Below are 13380 nucleotides of genomic sequence, written 5' to 3'. Positions count from 1 at the left end.
TCGGGGTTCTTTTTTTCTCCGTCAACTAAGGAGTGGCTGATGGACATTGATGCTAAGCAGTTTCTGCAAACCCTTTTCTCAAGTGCTGTTAATCAGGCGCTACCCAAAAATCACATCGAACCTTTTCTTCCTCAAGACATTTTTTATCGCTCTGCTAACCAAGCTGGGCGTACTGTGGTGATAGGAGCAGGAAAAGCGGCCGCGTCAATGGCAGCAGAACTTGAAGCGGTTTGGCAGGCAAAGAAACAACAAGACCTAGCACTGCGTGACCTTGAAGGCTTAGTGGTGACTCGTTATGAGCACACTGCCCCTTGCGAACATATTGAGGTGATTGAAGCAGCGCACCCCGTGCCAGACGCGATGGGTTTAGAAGTGAGCCAACGTATGTTGCAATTGGTGAGTGGCTTGAGTGCTGACGACACAGTGATTTGCCTACTGTCTGGCGGCGGCTCTGCAGTACTAAGCTTGCCCGGTGGCGACATCAGCTTGGCAGAGAAGCAACAAATCAATAAAGCGTTGCTTAAATCGGGCGCCGCTATTGATGAGATGAACTGCGTTCGTAAGCATTTATCTTCGATCAAAGGTGGGAGATTAGCGAAAGCTGCTTACCCAGCAAGAGTGGTCTCTTTGGCGATTTCAGATGTGCCGGGCGATGACATCAGTGTGATTGCATCGGGTCCGACCGTACCAGACACCACCACACGCTTTGATGCGATGGCAATACTGGAACGCTATCGAATTGAAACACCACCTTCGGCATTTGAATGGTTGAACAACCCTGAGTCAGAAACCGTGAAACCAGATGATGAGTGCTGGAAAAACGCCGAGCACCATATTATCGCCACCCCAATGTCAGCATTGGAATCTGCTGCTGCGGAGGCAGAAGGCTTGGGCATTCCTGCTTATGTGTTGAGTGATTGCATAGAGGGAGAAGCGCGAGATGTCGCGAAAGTTCACGCTGCACTGGCTAAGCAAGTGGCTAATCATAAGCACCCATTTGAGACGCCTTGCGTGATACTTTCCGGTGGCGAAACCACGGTAACCGTGAAAGGCAATGGTCGCGGTGGGCGTAATTGTGAATTCCTTTTAAGTTTGTATAACGAGTTAAAAGGGCAGGAAAACATATTCGCTTTAGCCGCTGATACTGATGGCATTGATGGCGTGGAAGACAATGCGGGCGCGTGGATCACACCTCAAACATGGCAACAAGGTTCGAGACTGTCGCTTAAAGCGCAAGACTACCTCGATGCGAATAACAGTTACAACTTCTTCAAGCAAGTTGATGTGCTTCTTACCACGGGACCAACGCTGACTAATGTGAATGACTTCCGCGCGATATTGATTCTTTAATGTGAACAGTTCAAAAACACAGTATGGAATGGTCGCTTCTTAACAAATAGAGCGGCCATTTTATTGTTATCAATGCGGCGACCTTGAGTTCTGAAATTATCTTCTGGACTAATGAAGCACGTTGATTACTATGATTTCAGTAACGAGCTGTAAAGGATGCAATATGTCTAGGATCAGACAAAAGAATCAAGATTTAATCATCGAATTCGCGTGTGAACAATTCGCCACTCATGGTTATGCCGCAACAAAAATGGCCGATATCGCAAAAGCGGCCGACATTCCCAAACCTAACGTATTCTACTATTTCAGCTCTAAAGATAAGCTCTACAACGCTGTGCTTGAAACCGTCACTCAGCCCTTACTAGAAGCATCTCGTCCGATTGAAGAGCTCAGCGATCCTGTTGAAGCCTTGTCTCAGTATATTCAAACCAAGCTGATCATTTCTCGCGATCATCCACATGCTTCTAAGGTATTTGCCAATGAGGTGATGTCTGGCGCTAAAGTATTGCCGAAAGAGATTGGTGACGAGCTGTATAAGCAATCCCAGATGATTCTTGATAAGTTCTCGACATGGTCGGCGCAAGGCTTAATGGACGATGTTCCTGCGCACCATTTAATGTTTACCATCTGGGCAGCGACTCAAACCTACGCCGATTTTGGCTGGCAAATTTGTAGCGTGATGCAAAAAGAACAGCTCGATGATCAAGATTATGCCGATGCCGCTGAGTTCATCACTCAACTGGTGATTAAAGGCTGTGGTGTGAAAAGTTGACGTTTTTTGAACGTTTATTTAGGTCTGCGATTGCAGGCCTTTTTGTTTTTTCACATGAGCGACGACAAGCGTAAAGCCACTTTTTGTGACCTGTTGTGCAATTACATATTTATCTTGAATCTGGCTCGATTAGGTATGCCATTTCATTTAAATAACAGGTTATAGTGTCGCGAAAATTAGCGGCACTGTCGTTCTCAAGCGCGAATAGCGCAGAACACTAAAGTGAAGCTTCTAACAATATTACACGCACAACATATAGGTTTAGCAATGACGCTTAAAAGCTTGGCATGCACCATTAGCGCAGTTTTACTGGCTGGCTGTGGTTCGACAGTGGCAACTCAAACATACAACGCCGATCTGATTATCACTAATGGACAAGTCCTGACTATCAACTCTGAAATGGATGTGATTGAAGATGGTGTTGTCGTCGTTAAAAACGACCAGATCATCGCAGTAGGTAATGAGGATTTGATTACTCAATATCGCGCTGAAAAGGTGATTGATGCTCAAGACGGTATTGTTATGCCTGGTATGGTCAATGCTCATAACCACCTTCCTATGATTGCGTTTCGCGGTTTAGGCGAAGAGGGTATTTCCAATCGATTATTCGCTTATTTCTTCCCGCTTGAAGCCGAAAAGCTAAGCCGTGAACTGATTTATAACGCGACCAAGCTAGGCAGTATCGAGCTGGCACAAAGTGGTGTCACGACTTATGCCGATATGTATTACCACATGGATGAAATGGCCAAGGCGACCAAAGAAGTTGGCCTGCGCGCTGTGCTCGGCGAAACCGTGATTAAGTTTCCTGTTGTAGACGCTAAAGAACCTTATGGCGGCATCGAGTATGCCAAAGGCTTTATTGAGCAATACCAAAACGACGAGCTGATTACACCTGCTTATGCACCACACGCGGTCTACACAGTGAGCAAAGACAAGCTTCAAGAAATCAACAAACTGTCTGCTCAATACGATGTGCCGGTATTAATTCACGTTGCTGAATTCCCGAATGAAGAAAAGCGCATCAAAGATGAAACTAAGGCTACGTCGCCAGTCGAATACATGGATGAAATTGGTGTGCTGGATGAGCGTGTAGTCATTGCTCACGGTATCCACCTTTCAGAGAACGATCAAAAGCTTCTCAAGCAAGCTGACGCAGGGATCTCATACAACCCAATGGCGAACGCTAAAGGCGCAACTGGCATCGCACCAGCATGGGATATGTACCGTGCTGACATGCGAATCGGTTTGGGAACAGACGGCCCTATGAGCTCGAACCAAGTCGATATCATGCGTACCCTAAGCTACGCAGCGAACATGCAACGTTTGAAGCACTCAGATCGCACCATCATGATTCCTGAGCAAGTGATCGAGATGGCGACATTAGGTGGCGCGAAAGCCTTACACATGGAAGATCAAATTGGTTCTCTGGAAGTCGGTAAGAAAGCGGACATCGTGATTGTCGAAACACAGTCAGCGAACATGATGCCGAGCTATGACCCATACGCAACCTTGGTTTATCAAGCGAACCCGAGCAACATCGATACGACGATTGTGAACGGCCAAATCGTGATGGAAAACCGCGTGATGCAAACTGTTCAACTGGATGAGATTCGTCAAAGCGTCGATGAGTTTGAAGCCGACATTACCGAGTTTGCCAAAGAACTGTCTAAGAAGGCGATTAAGTCTAAGAGTTTGATGGATTAGACTCCAAACGCTAAGTAGTTAATCGAATAAAACAAAAAAGGCCGACAAGATGTCGGCCTTTTTCTGGCTATTAGATAGCTTGGTTATTTCTCATTTCAGTTTGAACAACTGTTGCCATTCGGGATACCACTGCCTAAGAACTCAACCCTAATTTGTTCGATATCTTTTAGGTATTGGTTGTTGGCTTGGTCTGCCTCATCGAAGTTGTTGAGGGTGACATTCCACGACGAGAATGGAGTGGGTTGGAAGTACGCATACTCGAACTTATTCGCCACTGCACCATCGGTGATGATGCTAACGTCATTGGTGGTAGGATCATCCAAGCGGTAGTAAAACGCACGTGAGACTGGGTTAGAACTGAATTGGTAATCTTGATTCTGGTATCGGTCAGCATAGTTACCTGAGCTAGATACTCTTAGGTTGAGCTGCTTGCCATAAGGTAAGTTTTCCCCCTCTAAGAACACGCGTACTGTAGAGAGTCTGACTCGGTCGAATGAACATAGTTGTGCCTGTTCCAATGGAATAGTGAAGTTCAACTCACCAGTGGTTGCGAAGCTATCGAGCTGCTCTGGGCTAGAGATGGTGTAGTTGTCGATAGTGAAATCTTGTGGTGCTGGCTGGAATGAAGAGAGCGCATTCACATACTCACTTTCGATGGACGCGAGGTCAAACTGGTAGTCCAAGTAACTTTTATTCAGTGAAGGCGTGATCTCACTTGGTTTTAACGCCCAGTATTCGTATGCCTGAACATAGTTAGACAAAGCCACATACATTGGACGTTTGAAGTGCATTAGCACTCGCGAAAGCTCACGCTCGATGGAGTCGAAACTTCCACTGTCTACCTGATAACCCTCAATGGCATCACTCAATCTTTGCTGTTGATTAGCGGTGACGTTTTTGGTCAATAATAGGTCGACGAGTTTAGCTTGCTCTTGCGCAAAGTTAAGTTGAGTGGTGTTAATGGCTTTGCCTAACAGCACCTGTTTTTCGAGTTCGACTAGATATTGTCTTGCGCCTTTAATTCCCAAGCTATCAGCAAGCCTTAAATTACTGCGGATCTCGGTGATCATCAGATCCCAAGCTAGATTGCTCTCATTCAAAGTCGGAATATTAAAGTCAAAGCCATCCATCGCTTCGGAGATTTTATGAAGTTTGATGGTCGATTTCACATCGGCGGTGAGCTGTGCGATGCCCGAAATGGTCTTGGTAACGCTATCAATGATCCCCGTGACTGATTTGATATTGGTGACTAAGTTTTTCGCTTTATCCAGTGCTTCTGGCGTTTTAGCCAACTGCTCGGTGAGGTCGTTCACACCAGATAGGTTCCCTGTGAATACGCCACTGACGGCACTGCCAATCTCTGCGATGGCTTTGAAGATAGCCAACGCTGCATTGAGCTCTTGCTGAGTTTTCCAGTTTTCCACGCCGACCAAGTAAGTGGTTCTTGCACTCAGTGTCACAAGCTCCTGAGCTTTGTATTGGCTGTCGATTTCGGTCAGGCTGTCGCCTATTTTGTCTATATTGGATTGAGTTTGAGTGATGATCGAGTTTTGCGCTCTGAGAACGTCTTCAACGTTAGCGAGTGCTAACTTCGCAGCTTCAATCTTGTCTTCGATCACCGTACTTCTGTCTTGAATGACATCCCATTGCGCTTGATACGCGATCATTGCGTTCAGGTACGCTTCGTATTTGCCTTGGTAGAGCACCTTGTCGAGATAAGGCACATAGTTGCTCTCTTTAGTGCTGAAACTAATGAACTGTTTGAAGGCTACGGTTTGGAGGTATAGATCTGAAAGGATAGGGTCATCTTCCACCACAGAGCCTGCGTGACGCAAACTCTGCTCAATCCAGTTAATCAGTTCGAGGCTAAGTTCTGGGTTGGTGTCGAATAAGCTGGCAGCCATATCAAAAGAGCGGTTAACAATGTCGGTAAAAGGTGTAGTCGCCAGTTTCATTTGCCCAGTAATGTTCGAGTCGATGGTGGTTCTGCGGTAGTGTTCACCTGCTAGTACTACAGAGGTTCCATCACCGTCTTCTGCAGAAAGGGCATCTCGTGTGATGCTACCATCGTTTTGGAAGGCAAGGACATTAATCGGAGTTTCGATCTCTCCTGCAATCACAGTCACTGATGCCGCAGCGCCTTGTTGCCCGAGAACGAAAGTTGGTGCACCTTGACCGACAATTTTACGGGCAAATATGAGAATGTTTTGGTTATTCACCACTAAGTTGAAGTTTTCTGGAACCTCAATGATATCGGCAAAAACGACGATCTTGGAGGGCTTAGTCACGTAAAGGTTCTGCTCTGCAACCCAGTCACTGAGGTTGATGTGGAGATCCGAAGTAGAGCGAGAGAGAACATCGACATCTGAATAGGCAGACTGAACCCAAGTTGGGTATTCGATGGAATTAGGTAAGTTATTAAGCTCTAGCCAGTCACTAGCAAAAGCTTGTGGAGATAATGAAAGAGAAATAATAATCGGTAGAATTCTCATATTAATGTCCTGTCGAAATGAGTATTAGCCAAATTTTGGGTAGCAGAAACCAACACCTTATTTTTCATAAGGCGTGGGGTTCTGTTGTTAGTTTGTTTTTATTGGTCTTACTGGTTTAACTTATAGCGAGGCTTCGCTTTGCCGAGCTATTTGTCGATGGGTATGGACTACTCCATTTCTTGAATATAAGCATTATTTGCAAATGCCTTAGCTTTCTCGCTGATGTTATTCCAGTTCATTTCTGCAACCGATGTATTGGCTAATGCACCGATAGCACCAAGCATTGCGTCGTCTTTCATGATGTCGGCATTGTTTTGAGCTTCATCCAATGCAGCAAGCAGTGATGTGAAGTCGGTATTCATTTGCTGCCAATTTAACTTCAGCTTATTAATATGTGGGATAGCGTCTTCAATTTGATGAGATATAAGATCAATGCTTTCTGAAGAGCGATGGTAAGAGTTATATACCTTTTGTGTGTAAGACAATTGTTCTTCTAAATCTTTAACTTCATTTTGCAGTTCGTTGCGAAGCTTACGCGCTTTCTCTGCTTTATCTCCGTAGACACCCATAATTGGTACGGCTACTAAAGGGAACCACGCGTAGGTGACGGCAGTAGAGGCAACCGTGACATAGTGCGTGTAGTCTTTGTTGAGTTGTGCGATTCGGGCATTGATATCGTTCACTTGCTGTTGAAGTACGCTGCCATCATCCGTTAGATACCCGTTATGAGTCCCTTCCAACACTTCAAGTTGTAGCTTTTGCGTGTCTAGTTGCGCAGAAAAGTCCAACAAGTTGTCACCCACATCGGACACCTCTTGCTGGTATCTCAATGAAAAGTTTTGCAGGCTTTTCAGATAAGCAATCGCCATTTTTCGGTTGCGTTCAACAGCCTCGATATCTTCCGGTAAGGGTGAAAATGCTTTTGCCAACATCTCATTAAGGGCGTCGCTCAAAGGGTTGAGCATGTAGTCTTTGATTTGTACGTAGTTCGCTAGGCTCAATGAGAGGTTCACGATGCTTGGATACAGGTCCTTTTTCCAGTAGAAAGCGGTGTCATGGATATTGGAATATTGCTGAACTAAAGCTTGGAAGTTAGAAAAAGGGATGTCGTTAGGAATGCTAAAAGCCGATTTCATGCTGGCTTCTGTGACGGGCAGTGCCAGTGCTCCCTCGACATACGCTTGAATCTGATACCACTCTTGCTGTTTGAGGATGAAATTGTCGGTTTCTAGATCGATAAAAACGCCATTTTCACCGGTGATCGTATCGTAGGTGATTTGAGGTATGTTCTGTTCGGCTGACGCTTGATTGACTTGAATTGGCGCTGCTTGAGAAGTGAAAGCAAAAGAGGAAAGCAGTCCAATCGAGATCGAAGATAATACCAGCGTTCGTGTGATTTTTTTCATGTTTTATCCCTGTTAGATTTGTTATTAGCTTTTCTAGAGACAATAAAATCCCCTACCATGAAATGGTATTCCTATATATTTATGCGGGTTTATTGAATTGTTTATATTGCTATTCTTGTAATTATTTTGTGGGTTTTAAATATACTCTCCATTAATATGTTTTTTGTTTTTATAAGATTTGGTCAATCTATAGCAAATTTATAATGAAAAGTTCTATTTAGATCACATATTTGAATCCATATTGTTTGTTTGTTGATCTATTGAATTTAGTGATATTTAAATCATTAGTTTCTATTCTTTCTTCAGGCTATATCTAGAAAGGCGTCGGAGGTTTTTATTCTATTCATCAATGAGTTAAGTGATAGAAATGTAATTATCATAATTGTTGTGATTATTACTAAATCTGTTGATTGAATTGATGTTTATATAATTAGAACGAGCGTTTTAAATTTGACCTGTGCCAAATAAATAATAGGTTTAATATTTAGCTTTAATTAAATTAGCTGCATTTAAATTAGTAATTATTAAATTAGAGATGTTAATTATAGAGTGGATTTTGGTTGAATATTTAGGGGGAGAACAACCAATAGGATGGCGTATTTAACAGTCAGAATTGAATTTTTATTAGTAGTAAGGAAGCTTGCCCATCATAGTGAGGTACACACTGTTTGATGGACAAGCATTGGCGTTAGTTATTATTCATTGCCAGTTTTCCGAGTTTCATCGCAGCGGTGTGGTGACGGTGCATTAGCTGCTCCATGTCTACCCCAATCACAGCGCCATCGTTAACTCGCCACTTACCTGCAACCATCACTTTATCTGCTTGTTGAGCGCCGCAGAGTAGTAGTGCTGCAAGTGGATCGTGGCTGCCAGAGAAACGAATGTCATCAAGCTTGAACATCGCGATGTCGGCTTGTTTGCCGACCTCTAGCGTACCAATGTCGGTTCTGCCCATTGCTGCAGCAGAGCCTGATGTTGCCCAGCGCAGTGCATCGAAGTGTGAAACGTTGGCCGAGCCATATTGCAGGCGTTGTAGATACATCGCCATGCGCACTTCGGCAATCATGTTGGAACCGTCATTCGAGGCAGAACCATCCACCCCCAGCCCGACTTTTACGCCTGCTGCTTCAAGGTCGTTGTTCTTACAAATACCAGAAGCCAACATCATGTTGGAAGTTGGGCAGTGGCTGATACCAATGCCCGCTTTACCTAAGCGCTTGATCTCTTCTGGATTGAAGTGAATACCATGAGCGAGCCAAGTGCGTTCGTTGAGCCAGCCCACATCTTCCAGATAATCGACAGGGCGTAGGCCAAACTTCTCAATACAGAAGTCTTCTTCATCGAGCGTTTCGCATAGGTGCGTGTGCATCATCACGTTCTCACGCTCACTGATCTTGGCAGTCTCTTTCATTAAATCAGTGGTGACTGAGAACGGCGAACAAGGCGCGAGTGCAATTTGAATCATCGCCCCTTCATCACGCTGGTGGTAATCACGAATCAAGCGTTGGCTGTCATCAATGATGGTTTGTTCGGTTTGAATGGTGTGTCGTGGCGGTAACCCACCTTCATCTTCCCCAAGGCTCATAGAACCGCGTGTGAATATGGCTCTAACTCCCAGCTTCTCTGCTGCTTCGACTTGTAAATCGATGGCGTGTTCTAGCCCGTTTGGCAGCAAGTAATGATGGTCTGAGGCGGTGGTACAGCCCGACATCATTAACTCGACCAGCGCCAGCTCTGTAGCAAGGCTCATCATCTCAGAATCGAGGTTGGCCCAAACCGGGTAGAGGCTTTGTAGCCAATGGAAGAGTTCTTGATTGAGTGCGCCGGGGTAGGCTCGCGTTAGGGTTTGATAGAAGTGGTGGTGCGCATTGATAAGCCCAGGAGTCACAACATGACGAGAGGCGTCGACGCTGTAATCTACGGGGGAGGTCGGCTCTTTGTGTTTGCCAACCAGTTCAATGATTTTATTACCTTTAATGACAATGCCGCCTTCTGCATCAGCAAGTGAGCCAGTGTAGATTGCGAGAGGATTCTTAATCCAGATGGTTTCCATTCATAGTAGTCCTTAGCCATCTCAGCCTTTTCAGGGAAGAGGGTCTTTATTTGGTATTTGTTGTTAAAAGATAAATTCGAATCAAGGGCGATGAAACATTCAGTGTTCTCATTACGCCCGTGATTCTACGGAAATCGGTTTTACGCTAGTTCAAGAATCAGTTAGTTCGTTTTTGGCTCAGGGTTATCTGATGCCGTTTGAACGTCAGTTTCTGTTGTTGCTTGTTGAATCTCTAGCTGCTCGTTTGAGTGTAGTTCTTCTTCAGCTTGTTCTCTCATTTCTAGCTCAACTTGCGCTTGGCTTTCGGCTAACGCTTCTTGTTCTTCTGCGCGTGAAGATTTAGGCAATACAAGGTTAAGAACAACCGTCATGATGGTGCCAGTCGTAATGCCAGAGTGCAGGAAGTTCGCTAAATCGTGTGGCAAGTGTTGCAGCAATCTTGGTTCGAAGGTAACGGCCAAACCAGATGCCAAACCTACACAGATTACCAAGGCATTTCGCTTGGTGTCTGCGGCTTTGATCAACATGCGGATACCCGCGTAAGCAATCATTCCGAACATCACAAAGCCCACACCACCCAAAACGGGTTTAGGGATCGTGACGGCAATAGCGGCTAATTTTGGGAATAAACCGCCTAAAATTAGTAAACCACCGGTTGCGGCAACCACGTAGCGACTTGCTACCCCTGTGATACCGACAATACCAACGTTTTGGCTGAATGAAGCGAGTGGCATTGCAGTGAGAATCGACGATAAGGTACTGCCGATACCATCACCCAGTAGCCCACGTTTTAGGTCTTTACCGCTGACTTGTGTTTGACAGTTGTTGCCCAACGCCATGAAGTCCCCTGTGGCTTCAGCGATAACCACGATGTACACCAAACTCATACTGATGATGGCACTGATTGAAAAGGTAAAGCCATATTTAAAAGGTTCAGGACCGCCAATCCAAGCCGCAGAGCCGATCTGCTCAAGGTCAACCATGCCAAGTGATAAAGCCACAATGTAACCGCCGGCTAAACCGATCACGATAGCGGAGGCCGCAACCGCGCCTTTACAATAAACCGATACGCCAATCACGATCCCCAAAGAGACCAGTGCGAGAAACAGTTTAGGTAGCGTGGCGAATTGTTCCGTGTTGGCAGGGGAGTCGCCAACCCAGTTCATGGCAACCGGTAAAATGGTTAAGCCGATTAGGGTAACCACTACACCACTTACCACGGTTGGGAACAATTTACGGACCTTGTCCATATAAAAGCTGGCACCAATCACTACGAACGAGCCAATAAGCGCTGAGCCCATAATGGCAGCGACGCCACCTTCGTTACCGATCGAAATGGCCACACCTAAAAAGGCAAAGCTTGAGCCCATTACCACGGGCAGTCGAATACCCACTGGACCAAAACCAAGACACTGCGCGACGGTCACAATACCTGACGCCAAGAGCGCAGCATTGATCAGTGAGACGATCTCGGTGTTGGGTAGGCCGATGGAAGCGCCGACAATAAGGGGGACAGCGACAATGCCACCAATCGAGGCGAGCATGTGTTGTAGAGCGAGTAGAAGGGTTAGCCCATGGGGCGGTCTTTCATTAAGGGTGTACAGAAGTTTCATTTGATATTCCTCTGCCTGCGTTTCCGTTTACAGGCGGTTGGCGGTCAAATAATGACTTCTACAAACTGCGTAGGGTCATAAAAAAGGTGCACCGAGTCGTTGGGAGCTCTGCTCTCGAGTCATCAATGCAATTAGCTTTCTTAAAAATGTTGTCGTTGCTTGGCTAGCGAGCGAGCCAAGCAACGTTTCTGAACGTTCCATGCCGAACCATTCAGGAGAGATAGGATTAACCGATGAACACTAGCTTGGCGATGAAGATAGCCGCTAGGAAGTACATCGAGATGGAGACATCTTTCGTTTTACCTGTCGCAAGCTTAAGCACGGTGTAGGTGATGAAACCCAGTGCGATACCATTAGCGATAGAGAATGTTAGTGGCATCATCAGTGCGGTAATCGCAGCTGGAGCACCATTGGTAAAGTCTTTCCAATCGACGTGCTGCATGCTGCTCATCATTACGAATGCTACATAGATAAGAGCGCCAGACGTTGCGTAAGCGGGGATCATGCCTGCAAGCGGTGATAGGAAAATCGCCGCTAAGAACAAAGCGCCAACTACGATTGCTGAAAGACCTGTACGAGCACCTGCAGCAACACCAGCAGCACTTTCTACGTAACTGGTTACTGGCGGACAACCCACACACGCACCTGCAACACTTGAGATACTATCGGCTTTGAGCGCTTTGCTCAGGCCTTCAATCTTGCCGGTTTCAGGGTTAGTGAGGTTTGCACGCTCAGCTACGCCCATCAAGGTACCAGCCGTATCGAACATGTTTACAAAAAGGAAAGCCAAGATAACGCTGATCATGGATACATTCAGTGCACCTGCGATATCCATTGCCATAAAGGTAGGCGCTAGGCTTGGTGGTGCAGCGAAGAAGCCATCGTAGTGAACTAAGCCAAGCATCATGCCGACGAGTGTTACACTCAAAATACCGATAAGTACCGCACCAAACACTTTACGTTCACTCAGAACCGCAATGATCAAGAATGCAATAGCAGCGAGCAGAGCTTCTGGTTTGGTGAAGTCACCCAGTGAAACCAAAGTTGCTGGGTTTTCGACGACGATGCCTGCTGTTTTCAAGCCAATTAGACCTAAGAACAAACCAACACCCGCAGTCATGGAATAGCGCAAGCTCTCAGGAATACTCTCGATGATCCATTGACGGACTTTGTAGAAACTCATCCCGACAAACAAGATACCAGAGATAAACACCGCACCCAGTGCGACTTCCCAGCTATAGCCCATCTCACTCACAACCGTAAAGGAGAAGAACGCATTCAGACCCATGCCCGGTGCTAGGCCGACAGGCCAGTTCGCAAATAGCCCCATTAACAAACAGCCGATCGCAGCACCAATACAGGTTGCCACGAATACTGCCCCTGCATCCATGCCTGAAGCGGCCATGATTTGTGGGTTAACGAAGATGATATAAGCCATGGTCGCGAAGGTGGTGACACCGCCGACTAACTCATTTTTTACACTGCTTCCGTGTGCCTTAATCTTAAAGAGCTTCTCTAAAATTCCGTTGTTCGCATCTTGGTTGAGTATTTCTGTTTTACTCTCACTCATGTCTGCAAGTCCTTTTATGTTGTGATCCATTTATTGAATACAGCGAGATTTCAATATTAAGTTTTAAGGTTTTTCCTAGCTCTAAGTCTCTATTGACGAGTTTCTCGCGACTCATTTTCTAACTGTTAACGTTGTTAGTATTTTTATGTGAGCGTGTTGAGGGTCTGTTGACCTTTCGCGGTTAAATTTTGTTCGAGATAGAATCGTTTTAGGCGCGGCAAGGAGTATGTAGCCTAGTCACTCTAAGTAAATACTTCTTAACAAAGCATAAAACGATTCTAACCGAACCCTTCGGGCAGCCTTTGTGGTTCATTTCTACTGCGTTATCGGCTTCTCATGTAGGCTAGCTACACATCAAAGCCTCTGCTTTGTAGAAATTTTCCACAAAGCGCTGCAAAAATCAGCTCGAAAGGTCAACAG

8 protein-coding genes are annotated in these 13380 nt (G+C 45.7%); 3 read left to right on the top strand and 5 right to left on the bottom strand.

The window, feature by feature from the left end; translation table 11 throughout:
- Positions 1-39 precede the first annotated feature (39 nt).
- The 3 genes from F0228_RS02280 (at position 40) to F0228_RS02270 (ending at position 3826) form a co-directional block, all read left to right on the top strand.
- Entirely contained in the window at positions 40-1350 is a 1311-nt protein-coding gene (locus F0228_RS02280) for a glycerate kinase (RefSeq protein ID WP_171761834.1), read from the top strand.
- Positions 1351-1513: 163 nt separating this feature from the next.
- Positions 1514-2122 carry a TetR/AcrR family transcriptional regulator gene (locus F0228_RS02275; protein WP_171761833.1) on the top strand — a complete coding sequence of 203 codons (609 nt, stop codon included), beginning with the start codon at positions 1514-1516 and terminating at the stop codon, positions 2120-2122.
- 267 nt (positions 2123-2389) lie between these two features.
- A complete protein-coding gene (locus tag F0228_RS02270) occupies positions 2390-3826 on the top strand; it encodes an amidohydrolase (protein ID WP_171761832.1) in 1437 nt (478 codons plus the stop codon).
- Between the two features lie 95 nt (positions 3827-3921).
- On the opposite strand, the gene F0228_RS02265 is transcribed toward F0228_RS02270, so the two are convergent.
- The 5 genes from F0228_RS02265 to F0228_RS02245 form a co-directional block, all read right to left on the bottom strand.
- Complete coding sequence (locus F0228_RS02265; RefSeq protein WP_171761831.1) at positions 3922-6318, bottom strand: hypothetical protein; 2397 nt, start codon at positions 6316-6318, stop codon at positions 3922-3924.
- 167 nt (positions 6319-6485) lie between these two features.
- The gene (locus F0228_RS02260) at positions 6486-7724 is read right to left on the bottom strand and encodes an alpha-xenorhabdolysin family binary toxin subunit A (RefSeq protein WP_171761830.1); all 1239 of its coding nucleotides are present in this window, start codon (positions 7722-7724) and stop codon (positions 6486-6488) included.
- A 688-nt stretch (positions 7725-8412) separates the two neighbouring features.
- A complete protein-coding gene (locus tag F0228_RS02255; protein ID WP_171761829.1) occupies positions 8413-9777 on the bottom strand; it encodes an 8-oxoguanine deaminase in 1365 nt (454 codons plus the stop codon).
- Between the two features lie 161 nt (positions 9778-9938).
- The gene (locus F0228_RS02250) at positions 9939-11390 is read right to left on the bottom strand and encodes a nucleobase:cation symporter-2 family protein (protein ID WP_171761828.1); all 1452 of its coding nucleotides are present in this window, start codon (positions 11388-11390) and stop codon (positions 9939-9941) included.
- Between the two features lie 226 nt (positions 11391-11616).
- Complete coding sequence (locus tag F0228_RS02245; RefSeq protein WP_171761827.1) at positions 11617-12960, bottom strand: NCS2 family permease; 1344 nt, start codon at positions 12958-12960, stop codon at positions 11617-11619.
- Positions 12961-13380 lie beyond the last annotated feature (420 nt).

Source organism: Vibrio sp. 99K-1 (assembly GCF_013114585.1).
In the GTDB taxonomy this organism is placed as follows: Bacteria; Pseudomonadota; Gammaproteobacteria; order Enterobacterales; family Vibrionaceae; genus Vibrio; species Vibrio chagasii_B.
Note: the sequence above shows the minus strand (reverse complement) of the source record. Positions and strands in the feature narration are given on the sequence as shown.

Bases quoted from the DNA above. Each gene is read 5' to 3' on its own strand.
- F0228_RS02280 (WP_171761834.1), top strand. From the start codon at position 40: ATGGACATTGATGCTAAGCAGTTTCTGCAAACCCTTTTCTCAAGTGCT.
- F0228_RS02275 (WP_171761833.1), top strand. From the start codon at position 1,514: ATGTCTAGGATCAGACAAAAGAATCAAGATTTAATCATCGAATTCGCG.
- F0228_RS02270 (WP_171761832.1), top strand. From the start codon at position 2,390: ATGACGCTTAAAAGCTTGGCATGCACCATTAGCGCAGTTTTACTGGCT.
- F0228_RS02265 (WP_171761831.1), bottom strand. From the start codon at position 6,318: ATGAGAATTCTACCGATTATTATTTCTCTTTCATTATCTCCACAAGCT.
- F0228_RS02260 (WP_171761830.1), bottom strand. From the start codon at position 7,724: ATGAAAAAAATCACACGAACGCTGGTATTATCTTCGATCTCGATTGGA.
- F0228_RS02255 (WP_171761829.1), bottom strand. From the start codon at position 9,777: ATGGAAACCATCTGGATTAAGAATCCTCTCGCAATCTACACTGGCTCA.
- F0228_RS02250 (WP_171761828.1), bottom strand. From the start codon at position 11,390: ATGAAACTTCTGTACACCCTTAATGAAAGACCGCCCCATGGGCTAACC.
- F0228_RS02245 (WP_171761827.1), bottom strand. From the start codon at position 12,960: ATGAGTGAGAGTAAAACAGAAATACTCAACCAAGATGCGAACAACGGA.